The organism is Parasedimentitalea maritima (assembly GCF_005771405.1).
GTDB lineage: Bacteria > Pseudomonadota > Alphaproteobacteria > Rhodobacterales > Rhodobacteraceae > Parasedimentitalea > Parasedimentitalea maritima.
This window is the reverse complement of record NZ_VAUA01000012.1, coordinates 117,166-133,557: the sequence shown is the minus strand read 5'-3', so window position 1 is coordinate 133,557 and position 16,392 is coordinate 117,166. Positions and strand designations below refer to the sequence as shown.

Here is a 16,392-nt window from a genome sequence, read left to right as displayed (position 1 = left end):
GAAAAAGCAGTTTGGGGGAATAGTGAAATGATCGTCGTCGAAGACGTACACAAGCATTTCGGGGGATTCCACGCAGTTGACGGTGCTACACTGGAAATTGCCAAGGGATCTATTACTGGCCTAATTGGACCAAACGGTGCCGGAAAAACCACTCTTTTCAATGTAATCGCAGGCGTTCTTCCACCAACCTCCGGGCGGGTGAAAATGGACGGTGAGGACATCACCGGTTTGCCGCCACATACATTGTTTCACAAAGGGTTGTTGAGAACGTTTCAGATCGCGCATGAGTTTTCATCAATGACCTGTCGGGAAAACCTGATGATGGTACCCGGTGGGCAATCCGGTGAGACCTTGTGGAACACTTGGTTTGGTCGCAAACGGATTGCTGATGAAGAGCGCGCACTGCGGGCTAAGGCTGATGAGGTAATGGAATTCCTTACCATTGAACACATCTCCGATCTCAAGGCCGGACAGATCTCTGGTGGGCAGAAAAAGCTGCTGGAACTGGGCCGCACAATGATGGTCGACGCCAAGATTGTGTTCTTGGACGAAGTTGGAGCCGGTGTGAACCGTACACTGCTTTATACCATCGCTGACGCTATCAAACGGCTGAATGAAGAGCGCGGATATACCTTTGTCGTGATTGAACACGACATGGAATTCATTGGTCGCTTGTGTGATCCGGTGATCTGTATGGCCGAGGGTAAGGTCTTGGCGCAGGGTACTCTGGACGAGATCAAAGCCAACGAACAGGTTATCGAAGCTTACTTGGGTACAGGTTTGAAAAACAAAGACAAACTGGAGGCCGGAGCATGAGCGGCAATCCATACCAAAACGATCGCGGCAACAAAGACGCATCGATCACCAGCACGTCGGGCCGGAGCACTATAGAACCCGGACTAAAGCACAGCGGCGAGGTCAAACCCGTTATCGGTGACAGCCCGTTTTTGGTTGGCGACACCATGACCGGTGGATACGGCAAGGGCCCGGATATTTTGCATGAGTGTACAATTGCAGTGAACCCAGGCGAAATTGCAGTGATCGTAGGGCCAAATGGCGCCGGCAAATCCACCGCGATGAAAGCCGTCTTTGGAATGCTGAATGTGCGCTCGGGCAAGGTGCTGTTGGATGGTGAAGATATCACCAATCTCAGTCCACAAGACCGTGTGGTTAAGGGCATGGGCTTTGTACCACAAACTAGCAACATTTTCACTTCTCTCACGGTTGAAGAAAACCTGGAGATGGGTGCTTTTATCCGCACCGATGACATCCGCAATACAATGGAGCAGATATATCACCTGTTCCCCATCCTTAAGGACAAGCGCAATCAAGCAGCCGGAGAGCTGTCTGGCGGCCAGCGCCAACAGGTGGCAGTAGGTCGTGCGCTGATGACGCAGCCCAAGGTGCTGATGCTGGATGAACCAACAGCAGGCGTTTCGCCGATTGTCATGGATGAACTGTTTGACCGGATTATCGAAGTTGCCCGCACAGGAATTCCGATCTTGATGGTGGAGCAGAACGCCCGACAAGCTCTTGAAATTGCAGACAAAGGGTATGTTCTGGTTCAAGGGCGCAATGCCTATACCGGCACGGGCAAGGAACTTTTGGCTGATCCCGAAGTCCGCAAATCGTTTTTGGGAGGCTGATAATGGATCTGCTCAACGCCCTTGTGGCGCTTACTAACTATGTAATGATCCCTGCGGTCGCCTATGGCAGCCAGCTGGCGCTAGGTGCGCTGGGGGTTACCATGATCTACGCCGTGTTGCGGTTCTCAAATTTTGCACACGGCGATACAATGGCCTTTGGTACCATGGTGACCATTCTGGTCACCTGGTGGATGCAATCTATGGGGATCAATCTTGGTCCACTGCCGACCGCGCTACTTGCTCTGCCTTTTGGTATATTGGGCTGTATGGCGCTGTTGTTGTTCACCGACCGGGTTGTCTATCGGTTCTACCGCGAGCAAAAAGCCAAACCGGTGATTTTTGTCATGGTGTCACTTGGTGTGATGTTCATGATGAACGGTTTGGTGCGTTTTATCATTGGCCCAGGTGATCAACGGTTCTCAGATGGTGAACGTTTCATCGTTTCGGCACGTGATTTCAAAGCAATGACCGGTCTTCGTGAAGGACTAGCGTTTAAAACCAGCCAGGGTATCACTATCATCACTGCTGTTGTGGTTGTGGCGGCCTTGTTCTGGTTCCTGAACCGCACCCGCACGGGTAAATCCATGCGTGCCTACTCCGACAACGAAGATTTGGCGCTGCTGTCTGGCATCAACCCAGAACGCGTTGTGATGTACACTTGGATGATCGTGGCTGGCTTGGCAACGATCGCCGGCGTATTGTATGGATTGGATAAATCCTTCAAACCTTTCACCTATTTCCAATTGCTACTGCCCATCTTTGCAGCGGCAATTGTAGGTGGATTGGGGAACCCAATCGGAGCCATCGCTGGCGGTTTTGTCATCGCTTTCTCTGAGGTTTCAATCACTTATGCCTGGAAGAAAATACTCAGGTACCTGATGCCAGAAAATTTGGAACCTGACGGATTGGTGCAACTATTGAGTACGGACTACAAATTTGCCGTCTCTTTCGTGATCCTTTTGATCGTCCTTCTGTTCAAGCCCACCGGCCTCTTCAAAGGAAAATCGGTATGAGCGAGACTGTAAAACACTCCCTTATGTTTGCCTTCGTCGGGGTGCTGATCATCTTGGATGGTACCACCAGCTTTGGCATTTTCGCGGGTTCTTGGAACTCAGCCCTTGGAATCCTAAATATGGGGCTTGTCTCAGCAATCATGGCCCTAGGTGTAAACCTCCAATGGGGATTTGCCGGGTTATTCAACGTCGGCATCATGGGCTTTACTGCTCTTGGTGGACTTGCTGTTGTTCTGGTCTCTTCCTCTCCAACGCCGGGTGCGTGGAGCCAGGGTGGTATTGGCATCATCATGGCCCTAATTCTTGGCGCACTTACCGTTGTAGCTGCTGTATTCATCACCAAGAATATGACAAAAGGAAAGCCGAGAGTTCTCGCTCTTACAGCGCTTTTGATCGCCGGTTTCTTTGCCTATAGAGCTGTTTTTGATCCTGCCGTATCTGGTGTCGAGGCCATCAATCCAGCGCTGTATGGCAGTCTTGGCGGGCTTGGTTTGCCAGTCTTACTGGCTTGGCCGGCCGGCGGTCTACTTGCAGCTGGTGCCGCTTGGTTGATTGGTAAAACCGCACTGGGGTTACGCTCTGATTATCTTGCGATTGCTACCCTTGGCATTGCTGAGATTATTATTGCGATCATGAAGAACGAGGACTGGCTGTCGCGTGGGGTCAAAAATGTTGTTGGCCTACCCCGCCCGATGCGCAAAGAAATTGTTCTGCAGGAAGATCCCGGTTTTCTGGACACAGCGGCTTCACTCGGTCTGGATCCGGTAGTTGCATCGACCCTCTACGTTAAGATCACCTATTCTTTGTTGTTTACAGTGGTGTTGTTGGCATTGTTGTGGATGGCTCAGATGGGTCTAAAAAGCCCTTGGGGCCGGATGATGCGTGCAATCCGTGACAACGAAGTTGCTGCCGAAGCAATGGGTAAAAACGTTACCCGTCGGCATTTGCAGATCTTTGTATTGGGCTCTGCCATCTGTGGTGTTGCCGGTGCGATGATGACCACACTGGATGGTCAGTTGACACCTGGCACCTATAACCCACTGCGGTTCACCTTCTTAATCTGGGTGATGGTTGTTGTTGGGGGTTCGGGTAATAACTTTGGTGCGGTACTGGGCGGTATCTTTATATGGTTCTTCTGGATCAAGGTCGAACCAATGGGCGCCGGGTTGATCAATTTCGTCACCTATGGATTGGCCGAAGACAGTGCCCTGAAACTTCATCTGCTGGACAGCACCGCCCATATGCGATTGTTCACCATGGGTTTGATATTGTTACTTGTCCTCAGGTTCAGCCCACGCGGATTGATCCCTGAGAAATAAAAATGCGCCGCCCCGGTAATTTGGGGCGGCGTTTCTTTTTACTGCGAACTTTGGTACTAAGCGCGGGCTTCATTCAACCTAGAGCCCTCACATTCAACGTCCTTTAAACAAGCTTCCCAGAATTCCGCGGACAAGACGGCGGCCCGTGGTGCCCTTCAGCTCCTTGATCACGGCTTCGCTCATCGCAGAACCAAAGGTATCTCGTGATCGGTTCATACGCGACGAGGATCTGCTGACCCGGTTTCCACTAAAACGCCGTGCGGATTGGTATTCACGTTCCCTAACGGGCAGTTCCTGCGATTCTTCTTCAACGACCTCTGCTTCGGTTGCCGCAGCCTGCGCGCGTTTTGATAGAATTTCATAAGCGGAGCGCCGATCCAACGTGCTGTCATACTTACCCGCCATATCGGATTGCCGCATGATTTCTTCGCGCTCTTCCGCGCTAATTGGTCCAAGTTGAGAACTGGGTGGACGGATCAGCGTACGTTCGACAATGCCGGGAATGCCTTTTTTCATCAACATAGAAGTCACGGCTTCACCAACACCAACTTCTCGGATTGCCTCTTCCGTCGAAAAACGAGGATTCTCACGGTAGGTTTCGGCTGCAAGCTTCAGGTTTTTGCGATCCCGCGCAGTGAAGGCACGTAAAGCGTGCTGAATTCGGTTCCCAAGCTGGCCTAGAATATCTTCGGGTACATCAGCTGGATTTTGGGTAATAAAGTAGATCCCAACCCCCTTGGAACGGATCAACCGAGCAACCTGCTCAACCTTGTCAACCAAGGCCTTGGGAGCGTCATCAAACAACAGATGCGCTTCGTCAAAAAAGAATACCAGCTTTGGTTTGTCTGGATCACCAACCTCAGGCAATTCCTCAAATAATTCGCTCAGCAACCATAACAGAAAGGTCGCATAGAGACCTGGCGAAGCCATTAGCTTGTCTGCAGCTAAGATATTGACCACACCCTTTCCATTTTCATCACAGCGCATCAGATCCGCAAGATCCAAAGCCGGTTCACCAAACAACTTGTCGCCCCCTTGGTTCTCCAACACCAGCAACCGTCGCTGAATGGCTCCGATCGAGGCCGTCGAGACGTTTCCGTACCGTAAGGACAGTTCACCGCGGTTCTCGCCAATCCAAACCAACAACGCCTGCAAATCCTTGAGGTCAAGTAGCGGCAGGCCTTCGCTGTCTGACAATCGAAAAGCGATATTTAAAATCCCCTCCTGCGCTTCACTCAGCTCAAGCAGACGGGCCAACAACAATGGCCCCATTTCTGCGATTGTTGTGCGGACCGGATGGCCCTGTTCGCCAAACAAATCCCAGAACGTTACTGGGCAGGCATGATAGGAAAATTGATCAAAACCAATAGTTTCTGCACGAGATGAAAAAGCCTGGTGCAATTTATGAGTGGAGCTACCTGGTTTCGCTAGCCCGGAAAGATCCCCTTTAACATCAGAGAGAATTACCGGAACGCCTGCGCTGGAAAACCCTTCAGCCAAAATCTGTAGGGTCACTGTTTTGCCTGTTCCGGTCGCCCCGGCGACTAGGCCATGCCGATTTGCGTATTTCAGAGTTAAACCCTGTTTGACGCTATAGCCGGCCGCTCCGCCACCTACAAATACCGTCTGTTCCATGCTCGATTCCCGATCAAATTCTCTATTTTTTGATATTGCACATAAAGTTAACCATTGTGTGCGAAAGTAACAATTGTCCGCTGCTGCCATCTTGGTGGGTTTGGCGGGCATTCCTCCCTGTCAGACTGGACCGTGCCGCATGGCACGGTCATTTTTTTTGCCTCTTGGAGAAGTAGAGCGTATTTCGCACAAAATTCAGCAGTTTTCAAACTCATCTACCTTTTTTCGAACCTAGCTGTTGACCGAACGCTGCCCCTTTCGTAACGTCACAACCAATAAATAAGTCGGCCAGTCCGACGGGGAGAAAAAATAGAAAGGGAGCTGTAATGGTTCCCTTTTTTAATTTTTGGGTCCAGCACGTTCACTTCATAACAGCATCAGCATACAATTCCTCGCCGAAGCGAAGGATAAATACCTGACACTGCTTTAACCCCATGGTACAGCCTATTTGGACGTCCAGAAAAAAAGAGGCCTTCATGTTCAATTCCCTGACCCCGCTTTCATTGTTAGCGATTCTTGCGCTCGCAGCCCCGCTGGCGGCACAGGAAGGCAGCACCGCTGCTACCACCGCAGACACTGAGGCAACCCAACCAGAAGCCGTTGCAGATCAGGGGCTCGATCTTGGTGAACCCGTTGATGCCGGCCCGCAAATTGGGGACCGTTATTCTAAAGAGAAATTTGGTGATTGGGATCTCGCTTGTGTCCGGACGGAAGAAGAAACAGACCCCTGTTCATTGTTGCAAATTCTAAAAGATTCTAACGGCAACCCTATGGCCGAGTTTTCTATGTTCCGGATCGGTCAGCAAGGTGGACAAGCCGTTGCTGCAGCCACTGTCATAGTTCCATTGGAGACTTTGTTGCCTTCCGCACTGACAATCTCAATCGATGGTGCACCCGGCAAGCGCTACAATTACTCCTTTTGTAGCCCATTAGGTTGTGTAGCACAGATTGGGCTAACTCAATCAGATATCACTGCCTTAAAGAAGGGTGGCGAAGCGACTTTGTCGCTGCGACCAGCACCTGCCCCAGACCAGATCATTGAAATGAAAATGTCGTTGAAAGGATTTACCGCCGGCTACAATATCGTAGATGTTGTTGAGCAGTAAACTCAACTGGAACTTGTCTTAGAATCCGCCGCTCCATTCTGAGTGGCGGTTTTTTCTTTGACGGATGATCAGATCTGCCGAAGCGCCAGCACAGCGTTCAATCCACCAAATGCAAAAGCATTACTAAGAGCAACCTTGACCTGCACCTCGCGAGCCTCGTTCGGAACCACATCAAGTGCACATTCCGGATCGGGTTCCTGATAGCCAATTGTTGGCGCAACCACGCCATCTCGAAGAGCCATAATACAGGCCAACAATTCTACAGCGCCAGTACCACCTATCAGGTGACCGTGCATTGATTTGGTAGACGAAATCATCAATTGATCTGCGTGTGGCCCAAACACATCCGCAACTGCTGCGCATTCAGTTTTGTCATTTGCAGCAGTGCCAGTTCCGTGGGCATTAATATAGCCAACGTCATCGGTATTTATACCAGCATCTGTCAGCGCTCCAGAAATGGCCCTAGCCGCTCCTTGCTTGCTTGGCATTACAATATCAGCAGCATCTGATGACATTGCAAACCCAATCACTTCACACAAAATATCAGCCCCGCGTGAACGGGCATGATCAAACTCTTCAAACACAAAAATTCCTGCACCTTCACCTTGGACCATCCCGTTACGATTTGCACTAAATGGGCGGCAGGCGTCTTTTGACATCACACGCAACCCTTCCCAGGCTTTGACCCCTCCAAAACACAACATGGATTCAGATCCACCGGTGACCATAGCAGGTGCCATACCTGTACGAACCATCTGAAAGGCCTGCGCCATAGCATGGTTGGAAGACGCGCATGCCGTTGAAACGGTGAAACTTGGGCCCTTCAGGTTATGCTGCATTGAAACATGGCTGGCGGCGGCATTGTTCATTAGCTTTGGCACAACAAAAGGATGTACCCGGTTCTTTCCATCTTCATAGACTGAACGGTAGTTATCATCCCAAGTCGAAACACCGCCGCCAGCAGTGCCCAGCACAACACCGGATTTGGCGGCGAGCTCACCGGTAAATTCAAGGCCAGACTGCTCCACCGCCTCACTGGCAGCAATTAGGGTGAATTGCGTGAACCGGTCATAAAGGCTCATCTGCTGCCGATTGAACCGGCCCTCTGTTTCAAAACCGCGTACCTGACCGCCGATCTTAATCATCAAACGATCGACGTCACGAAACTCAAGCGCACCAATGCCGCACAGGCCCTCGCTCATCGCTTTCAGCGTAGCTGGAACCGAATGCCCTAGTGCATTTATCGTACCAGCCCCAGTGATGACAACGCGTTTCATGGAAATAGTCTCTGCTCACAGGTCGTTGTTATTTCTTAGAAATCAGCTTTTCAATGCCTGCAACGATAGAACCAACATTTGTAATATCGAAGTCGCTTTTCGCGGGTTCATTGGCATTAAACGGTACGGTAATGTCAAACTCTTCTTCGATAGCGAAGATGCATTCTACCACCCCCATACTATCAATTCCAAGTTCCTCCAACGTGCTGATGAGCGAGACATCAGAGGGTTCTAGAACCGCTTGTTCGGCGATGATGGCAAAAACCTTTTTCTGTATGCTCATATCTGTTCTCTGATCGATTGCGGTAATGATGAACTAGCCGCTTGCCTGCTATTTGAAAACAGCCTTTTTCAGCGCATCAATGTCGCGCATAATGCGTGGTAACCGTCGCTGCGACTTATACATTTCGGTATGCGTGTCCATTTTAACAGCCGGATACCCCATTATCACCCGCCCAGCTGGGACATTTGAGATGATTTTGGTCCCGCCGCCAGCTACAACTCCATTGCCTATAAAGATATTGTCGTTCACACCGCATTGTCCCGCTAGCACCACATTGTCTCCAATATCCACCGACCCCGACACTCCAGTTTGGCCACAGATCAGGCAGTCCTTTCCGACACGAGTGTTGTGACCGATGTGAACTTGGTTGTCGAGCTTGCTACCATTCCCGATAACAGTATTGCGAATGGTTCCATTATCAATTGTGCAATTGGCTCCAATTTCAACATTATCACCGATAGATACCGCACCTAACGAATGTATTCTCAACCAAGTTTGCGCCTCGGCATCCCCTTGATCCGCCAATGATTTCCGAACATTTTCAACCGCTGAGGTTTCAGGTGTCACAAACGAAAATCCGTCACTACCAACACGGGCGCCGGGTTGTGCGATAAACCGATCTCCGATCGTCGCTCTCGCGCCAATTGACACCATTTCGCGCAGGAAACCAGCCTCGCCGATCACCACATCAACCCCGACAAAGCAATGTGGGCCGATCACAGTTCCGGCGCCGATCTTAGCGCCTGCGCTGATAATGGATAACGGCCCAACACTCACATCACTGGCCAAGATCGCAGCGGGATCAACAACAGCGGTTGGATGAATGCCGCCGCCAAAACCCTGCCCCAGGTCCAGTGTCGCAGTCACTCCTGCCATTGCCATACGTGGACGAGGGGCAAAAATCGCTGCACGGAGCCCCATCGACTGCCAATCTGCTTCAGGCCAAAGAAGCGCCGCCAATGCTGATCCTTGCCCCAGTGCGTCACCATATTTAGGAGACATGGCCATCGCAAGGTCTTTTGGCCCCGCATCCTTAGGCTCGGCAGCACCGGAGATCATCAAATCCAGATCGCCCTGTGCTTCTGAGCCCAGTGCCTCTGCTATCTGGCGAATGGTATACATTTCAGGCCCTTCCCGGCGATTTGGTATTGGGCCTGAGGATTACCCCTGAACGCCGCTTAACACCACCCCTGCCCGTTCAAGCGCATTCCAAACTTTTGCATCACGACCATAAACATCACGGCGGTATTCAGCCCGACCTTTAGCCGACACAACTGCAGTCCGGTAAATGATGTGAACAGGAACCTTTTTATCAAGCTCCACTTTTGTCTCTTTACCGCTGTTCAGAACGCGATGGAAAAACGCCTTGGGGTCTTCGGTTTGACGTGCAAGCAATGCATAAGCAAAATCAAAGGGTTGCTGCAAGCGGATACAGCCATGTGAATAGGCGCGTACTTCACGCGAGAACAGGTTTTTAGCCGGAGTGTCATGCAGATAAATATTGTACTTGTTCGGAAACATGAATTTGACCAGCCCCAACGCATTTCGACTGCTCGGTGGCTGACGCATCGCAAAAGGGAAGCTTCTTGTAGTAAACTGCGTAAAGTCTACCGCACTGCGGTCAACTCTACGACCTCGGCTGTCAGTGATTTCCATGTGGCCAGCTGCATTTGGGTTCTGTTTGAGCTGAGGAAGGTACTCTTTGGTTACAATCGAGCGCGGCACATACCAGCTCGGGTTAATCACCATATGCTCCATTACATCAGAGAATTCAGGGGAGCGGCGATCACCTTGGTTCTTTCCAATCACCGAACGGGTTTCAAATGTGACGTTGCCGTGGTCAATAATTTTGGCCGTAAAGTCCGTTTGGTTGACTAGGACATGGCGTTCACCCCGGTCAGTCGGCAACCAACGTTCACGCTCCATCGCGACAATCACAGATTTCAAACGGGTCAGAACGGATTTGTTGATTTCCGCTACCGTGCCTTTTCCTGCGACACCGTCAACTTCCAACCCATGATCTGACTGAAATTGCTGAACAGCACTTTCCATCGCCAAATCGTAGTCTCGGGTAGCACTACGTTGCAGATACCCCATGACAATCAACCTGTCGCGAAGAGCAACAACATCCGCGCCGCTTTGGCCTGGTTCCAGTTTGCGGTTTAGAACAGTGGGCCCCCAGCCGCCCTGCTGTAGCAAAGCTTCGAGGCGCAGTTTTTCTTTCATTAAAGCACGGTACTGAGGCGAAGCAGGTGTAAGAGAGCGAATAAAGGACATCGGCTGCTCATCCCGCATGCCGACCAAATATGTTGTCCCGTCAACACTCGGCTTTTCGCGCACCATCCCATCGTCAATCTGCGATGGGACTAGAAGTCCCGTTTGAACGTCGCGAGCATAGTCCACCAGTGCACGGCTTAATGCGACCTCGACCAGTCCAACGTCGCGAGTCGTTCGAGCATTTTTCATCTGTTCAGTCAGACGGGCAACTTCGACAGAACGGTCTGGCAAGCCATGTACTGACACATTACCAAGTGCTTCTAGCAATGCTGCGCGACGTGCTTGGCCCTCTGTGTCGGCCCCGGTCCAAATCGGCTGATAATTGTTCTCACGGTAAAACGCTGCCACGGCATCGTCGACCGAAGCAGCCTCGGCAATTGCTTGTTTGAACGCGGTAACCTGCGCATACGCAGGTGCGACACCAGTCCCCGCAGCCAGCCCACCAAGGACCAGAGCAAAAGCACCTGCTTTTAGTTTAGCCGCCAGTTCAGCGCGGGGAATACACATCATATTATAAAGTCCTTGAACAGCTCACAGATCGATTAAAGGCACTGCCTATATGAAACTTTGGTAAATACTAGGGGGAGAAGTCCATTCACATTTGCATCATTTTAGATTGGAATTCCTATCTGATGCAGTGTGGTCTCAACGTAGAACCCTAGAAGTTGAATGAAGGGGAAAAAAGTCTGGTTAACATCATAATTTGCGCAAAAATTCGCCGAAAATCCTAGATAGATACAAGTTGCGACAATCCTTTCTTGGCACACGAATCGACCTATGGCATACATGTTACATCCGGGGATGGATGAAAACAGCGCTCGTAACATCGAGTGCAGGCAGGAATAGCGTACGGGACGGCGCAGTAACTATGGTAGAAACCAATTCTTCGGGTATCACCCGACGCAGCTTGCTGGGTGCTTTTGCGGCAACCACTCTTGTTGCAACTCCAACTTTCTCAAAGGCAGCAGGTTTTCTGCGCGGTGCAGGCGACATTCGGCGAATTCGAATGTATTCAGGCCGAACAGGCGAGCGGATCGACATGATCTATTGGATCGATGGCAAGTACATCAAAGATTCAATGAAAGAGATCAACCACTTCATGCGGGATTGGCGAAACGATCTGGTCAAAGAAATTGATCCCCGCACAATTGATATTATGGCCGCATCGCACAACCTCCTTGATGTAAACGAACCCTACATGATGCTTTCGGGTTATCGCAGCCCGCAGACCAACGCTATGTTGCGTCGCCGGTCTCGTGGTGTTGCTAAGAACTCATTACATATGCGTGGCGAAGCTGCAGACTTGCGGCTTGCTTCACGTTCAGTCCACCAAATGGCACAGGCCGCTCAGGCTTGTAAGGCTGGCGGAGTCGGTAAATACCGCCGCTCCAATTTCGTCCATATGGATTGCGGCAATGTCCGCAGCTGGAATGGCTAAGCCATAAATGTTTCGGCCATGCGCCCACCCCGCAAGCGCAAGGTTTGCGGGTTTTTTGCATTTAGTTTGCTGAGCTTCTGTAACTTCTATCAATGGTGCGTTTGATAGGCGTCGACCCACAATTAGCCATTGCGGCTGCTACCTTCCGCAGCTATACCGCCGTTGAAATAAGCACCTGTAGCTCAGCTGGATAGAGCGCTGCCCTCCGAAGGCAGAGGCCAGAGGTTCGAATCCTCTCAGGTGCGCCATTTCTTTCAACTCTCAAATAATCCAGAAGTTCTTGATTTGTAGATTCTGACGTATTGGCCAGATCGATCGAACTGACGACAGCTTCAAGTTTAAGCGACAACCAGAACAGCCCAACATATCTTGCAACCAACATGTATGGCTTGATCAGTGTTGTAGGAAATCCGTCCAGAACACTTGGCATAGTCTGTAGCTGCATGGATGAAGAATTCTGCAATCCCTAACGCAAGTGAACCTGTGATGATGCCGACAAACCCTGCGTGAATTGTACAGTGAGCAGCTAATGCATGGTACCATGGAACGCCACATATCGGGGCTGTGTGGTTTTTTGCACGAGCAAGAAAGTCACCTTGCAAAGGATAGTCTGCCATCGCATGAGCAAAGATCAACAGCGCCAGAACTTCCATATTCACCTCAAGTTTTGAAATATTGGTGCGTAGAGAGCTCTAACGTAACAAAGCCAACGCTCTACCTCTGTAACCTTGTTCACTTTGGCGCAGGCAGCTAGCGAGTAGCTGACAAAGTGCTCAATACTCACGTCAACTCGTTTTGGCAGAATCGGACTATGGCGAGAGCTCTAGAACAAGGACGTCGCGCAACTTTTTTCCACGGCGAAATTGAAGCGACATGCAAGAGCTTACCAGGCGATGCGTTTATAGTTTGGCGTACAGGAGAGCTGTTGCCAGCTAACTCCGTGCGGATTCAGAATACCAATGTATGACTGATATGATATCGCATCACTCAATGTTATCACAAGATGTCACCCAATTACGTTGCTCCGGATCTCCCATTGATATTAACGTCGACCTGTCGGCCTGACGTGATTTGAAATCATGTTTTGACGCCATGTTCTGCCATCCCCCCAAGACCAAAGATTGCGCAACAGCGCCGCCGAGAGTCGTGCCCGGTCCTGTGACAATGAAGAGATCGGGAGCAAACTCCTGGGCAGCAGCCTGAACTGCAAGGGTGAAATTGTAGGGCTGCACAACTTGTTGTCCCAAAGTGTAGTCCCATAAAACTTGGGTATCACAGGCCCCTGGCCACCATGTTTGGCCACGTCCATCGATCAACGCAACATTAGGCTGACAAAACAAGCTTTCTGGCAGTAGTTGACGACCCAATTCTGCAACGGGGGTCTGTAGATGGGTATGAAACGCTGCATGGTTTGGCAGCCGCATTGGAAACCGCTCCTGCAGGACAGGTACAGCCTGCTCAAAACCTTGCAATCCCGCCTCATTACCGGCCAAAACCAACATACCCCCCAAATCAATTGACAGCGAAAGGGTCTGTCCATTTTCTCCATTAATTCTTGCTATTAGTGCTAGTAGCTCATCCTTCAGATGTGGTTTAGGCAACCAATTTTCGTCCACAAATGGATAAACCAACTGACCACCAATAAGGTGCTGTTGCATCAGCGTGCCCATGGTATTCACCACATGAAATCCATCGTTTGAAGCAAGCGCACCGGCAACGGCGAGCGCGATGTACCACCCCATTGAGTTGCCAGTAACTGCCACAACTTCAATATCGTCCGATAAAGATTGTGCATCCGCAACAGCGCTTGCATAGATCAACGGCGAAGCGACATCACCTCGTGAATATTTAGCCATTGAAAATTTGGCAGCACGATCAAGTTCGATGACCGGATCCTGTCCTCCAAGGCCTCGCAATTGGTCAAAACCCGAAAGCAATTCAGCCTTATCAGCGTGATAGCGATTAAGATAGCCCAGCTCAGTTTTGTTATATGTACCACGTCCAGGGCAAATTAGAACTGCGGTACGTGTCATCGTACATCTCCGAGTAAATCAAGGGCCGCATTGGTAATGCTTTCTTTTGACGGCAGACTGGCGGCATAGGCCGGCCCCGTGGCAATGAAGCAATCACCGGCAACATGGCGGGCCGTTTCTATCTCCGTATGTTCTGAAAACAATGTCATCAGTGCCTCAGATTGGCTGCCTGTACTGCGGCATTCATCGACGATCAGAACGCGTTTACACCCTTTTGTGGCTGCCAAAAGCGCCTCAGCAGGTAAAGGCGCGAGCCATCGCATATCAATTATACGAACGTTGTATCCCTTAGCCTCCAACTCCACCCGTGCTTGGGTCGACAGGTACCGCCCATTTCCGTATGTGACGATAGCCAGATCATGGCCGTCGCCATGAATACCGACCTCTCCCAACACAATACTTTGGCCAACTGGAGGATAGGTTTGCATCCACCCCCCATCTTTGGCCGAATGCAGATCACGCATCGGATAAAGTGCGATCGGTTCTACGAACACCACGACCCGTTGTTCTTGTCGTGCCAGCCGAACGCATTCCCTCAACATCATCGCCGCCTCGGCCCCATCAGACGGACAAGCAATAATTACACCCGGAATATCACGAAGAACTGCTAGCGAATTGTCGTTGTGAAAATGGCCGCCAAAGCCCTTCTGATAGCCCAGTCCAGCAATCCGAAGCACCATAGGATTTGTAAACTGACCGTCCGAGAAAAACGGTAAAGTAGCTGCTTCGCCCCGGATTTGGTCTTCAGCATTGTGAAGATATGCCAAAAATTGGATTTCCGGGATTGGAACAAAACCATTGTGTCCCATTCCTATGGCTAACCCAAGAATGGATTGCTCATCCAAAAGCGTATCGATAACGCGATCCGGGCCAAACCTGTTGTGCAGTTTCTGTGTGACCCCATATACACCACCCTTACGGCCAACGTCTTCCCCCATCATCACCACGTCAGGGTGCTCCAACATGAGATCGGTAAGCGCCCAATTGATCAATCGGCTCATTGGCTGCGGATCAGCAAGTGCTTTCAAATCGCTGCCAAAGGCTGCCGCGCGCATGTCATCACTTGGCCCGTTAGTTGTTTTGCAAGAGCGTACTGGTGGGACTAAACTACGCGCCACCTCCGAAGCTGTTTTCAAATGTGGTCGCTCGACAACTTCTGCTGCAATGCGCTCTACACGCGCAAGCGTTTCCTGATAAATATTTAGTGCAAGTTGTGGCGATAACGAGTTGGTATCTCGCAACAAACGGACCGAATGCAAAAGAGGGTCATTGGCTTCATCCGCCTCCACTTCAGCTTTGCTAAGATATGTTGTCGGCACATCTGCGCCCGCGTGACCATAGAGCCGAACGGTTCTAAGATGTAAAAAGGCGGGTTTACGGTGACAACGTACATATTCAGCAGCTTCGGCCACGACGCTATGTGTTTCAAATAAATCAAGGCCGTTCGCCTTGAAGTATTTGATACCTGGACGGTGGGCCATAGAAGACTCTATCCAGCCCATCGGCGTTTTGGTGGATATCCCAATCCCATTATCTTCACAGACAAATAGCAGTGGCAGCGGCACTGACTGTACCGACGTCCAGCCAGCTGTATTGATGGCACCTTGAGCAGTAGAATGGTTGGCAGATGCATCACCGAAAGAGCACATAACAATTGAATCGTCCGGCAGTTTCTGATGTTCGGGAGGATGACGACGTGCAGCCCCAATTGAGTATGCTGTGCCCAAGGCCTTGGGAAGGTGGCTGGCAATGGTTGATGTTTGCGGCGGGATCATAAGGTCTTTTGAACCCAACACCTTGTGACGCCCACCTGATGTGGGGTCATCGCTGGAACAGGCAAAAGATAGCAACATATCCCAGGCGATGGTTTGACCGGGAACCTGCCCCGCGCGGGCGATCTGAAACGCGGCATCGCGATAATGAAGAAACGCCATATCGCTGGGGCGCAAGGCATGGGCCACCGCCGCCATTCCTTCATGGCCGCTAGATCCAATCGTATAGAACCCCTGCCCGTTTTTCTGCATTTGACGACTGGTTAAGTCCAGCGCCCGACTAACACATTGCGCGCGGTAAATAGCGACTGCCTCAGAGGCTGTCAGAGAGGCCGATGGTGCATGACCTTCCGGTAAATCATTTACCCCCACCCGGTGGCGAAAATTACCGTCAACAATCTGAGCGCGATCCATTTGAAATCCTCAATTCAGGTCAACTCCGCTACTGCGTATCGGTCAACTTAAGCGGAAAATCCAATGAAATAAAATCGTGAAAGTATGAGTAAAGCGAATAACACCGAGCCTCCAAACCAACTCACCCAGATTGACAATAAAAAGGCCGGTCAGAGGTATGACCGGCCAAATTCATGTTT

The 16,392-nt window shown here is 50.7% G+C and carries 14 protein-coding genes and 1 tRNA gene; 7 read left to right on the top strand and 8 right to left on the bottom strand.

Features of this window, described 5'->3' with window-relative positions; genetic code table 11:
* Window positions 1-27: 27 nt before the first annotated feature.
* Genes FEE96_RS20655 through FEE96_RS20640 form a run of 4 tightly spaced genes read left to right on the top strand, consistent with a single transcriptional unit; the run spans window position 28 to window position 3,978 of the window.
* Window positions 28-816 (top strand): ABC transporter ATP-binding protein, encoded by a 789-nt coding sequence (locus FEE96_RS20655; RefSeq protein ID WP_138165024.1) that lies wholly within the window; start codon window positions 28-30, stop codon window positions 814-816.
* A complete protein-coding gene (locus FEE96_RS20650; RefSeq protein WP_138165023.1) occupies window positions 813-1,646 on the top strand; it encodes an ABC transporter ATP-binding protein in 834 nt (277 codons plus the stop codon). The genes FEE96_RS20655 and FEE96_RS20650 overlap by 4 nt, the downstream gene beginning before the upstream one ends.
* A 2-nt stretch (window positions 1,647-1,648) precedes the next feature.
* Complete coding sequence (locus tag FEE96_RS20645) at window positions 1,649-2,659, top strand: branched-chain amino acid ABC transporter permease (protein ID WP_138165022.1); 1,011 nt, start codon at window positions 1,649-1,651, stop codon at window positions 2,657-2,659.
* On the top strand, window positions 2,656-3,978 hold the full coding sequence (locus FEE96_RS20640) for a branched-chain amino acid ABC transporter permease (RefSeq protein WP_138165021.1): 1,323 nt from the start codon (window positions 2,656-2,658) through the stop codon (window positions 3,976-3,978). The genes FEE96_RS20645 and FEE96_RS20640 overlap by 4 nt, the downstream gene beginning before the upstream one ends.
* 93 nt (window positions 3,979-4,071) lie before the next feature.
* Here the strand turns inward: FEE96_RS20640 and FEE96_RS20635 are convergent, their stop codons facing one another.
* A complete protein-coding gene (locus tag FEE96_RS20635) occupies window positions 4,072-5,613 on the bottom strand; it encodes a helicase HerA-like domain-containing protein (RefSeq protein WP_138165020.1) in 1,542 nt (513 codons plus the stop codon).
* A 476-nt stretch (window positions 5,614-6,089) separates the two neighbouring features.
* Here FEE96_RS20635 and FEE96_RS20630 point away from each other — a divergent pair, with 476 nt between their 5' ends.
* Window positions 6,090-6,719, top strand: a complete 630-nt coding sequence (locus FEE96_RS20630) for an invasion associated locus B family protein (RefSeq protein WP_138165019.1) — start codon at window positions 6,090-6,092, stop codon at window positions 6,717-6,719.
* A 68-nt stretch (window positions 6,720-6,787) separates the two neighbouring features.
* Here the strand turns inward: FEE96_RS20630 and FEE96_RS20625 are convergent, their stop codons facing one another.
* From FEE96_RS20625 to FEE96_RS20610, 4 genes are read right to left on the bottom strand one after another with little or no spacing between them, the layout of a single operon-like run.
* Entirely contained in the window at window positions 6,788-7,996 is a 1,209-nt protein-coding gene (locus tag FEE96_RS20625; protein WP_138165018.1) for a beta-ketoacyl-[acyl-carrier-protein] synthase family protein, read from the bottom strand.
* Window positions 7,997-8,024: 28 nt separating this feature from the next.
* Window positions 8,025-8,279: an acyl carrier protein gene (locus FEE96_RS20620; protein WP_138165017.1), complete on the bottom strand. Its 255-nt coding sequence runs from the start codon at window positions 8,277-8,279 to the stop codon at window positions 8,025-8,027.
* A gap of 48 nt (window positions 8,280-8,327) precedes the next feature.
* A complete protein-coding gene (locus FEE96_RS20615) occupies window positions 8,328-9,401 on the bottom strand; it encodes a UDP-3-O-(3-hydroxymyristoyl)glucosamine N-acyltransferase (protein WP_138165016.1) in 1,074 nt (357 codons plus the stop codon).
* Between the two features lie 39 nt (window positions 9,402-9,440).
* A complete protein-coding gene (locus FEE96_RS20610) occupies window positions 9,441-11,063 on the bottom strand; it encodes a L,D-transpeptidase family protein (protein WP_138165065.1) in 1,623 nt (540 codons plus the stop codon).
* A 361-nt stretch (window positions 11,064-11,424) separates the two neighbouring features.
* Between FEE96_RS20610 and mepK the strand changes: the two genes are divergently transcribed.
* Both mepK and FEE96_RS20600 read left to right on the top strand, forming a co-directional pair.
* A complete protein-coding gene (gene mepK, locus FEE96_RS20605; RefSeq protein ID WP_138165015.1) occupies window positions 11,425-11,994 on the top strand; it encodes a peptidoglycan L,D-endopeptidase MepK in 570 nt (189 codons plus the stop codon).
* 171 nt (window positions 11,995-12,165) lie between these two features.
* Window positions 12,166-12,242: transfer RNA gene (locus FEE96_RS20600), tRNA-Arg, on the top strand.
* Between the two features lie 90 nt (window positions 12,243-12,332).
* Here FEE96_RS20600 and FEE96_RS20595 read toward each other — a convergent pair.
* From FEE96_RS20595 to FEE96_RS20585, 3 genes are all read right to left on the bottom strand, one after another.
* Window positions 12,333-12,647, bottom strand: coding sequence for a DUF3307 domain-containing protein (locus FEE96_RS20595; RefSeq protein ID WP_245227019.1), 315 nt, complete (start codon window positions 12,645-12,647; stop codon window positions 12,333-12,335).
* Between the two features lie 330 nt (window positions 12,648-12,977).
* The gene (locus FEE96_RS20590; RefSeq protein ID WP_138165013.1) at window positions 12,978-14,027 is read right to left on the bottom strand and encodes an ACP S-malonyltransferase; all 1,050 of its coding nucleotides are present in this window, start codon (window positions 14,025-14,027) and stop codon (window positions 12,978-12,980) included.
* Window positions 14,024-16,213, bottom strand: a complete 2,190-nt coding sequence (locus tag FEE96_RS20585; RefSeq protein WP_138165012.1) for a thiamine pyrophosphate-dependent enzyme — start codon at window positions 16,211-16,213, stop codon at window positions 14,024-14,026. Before FEE96_RS20585 ends, FEE96_RS20590 begins: the two co-directional genes overlap by 4 nt.
* Window positions 16,214-16,392: the final 179 nt, after the last annotated feature.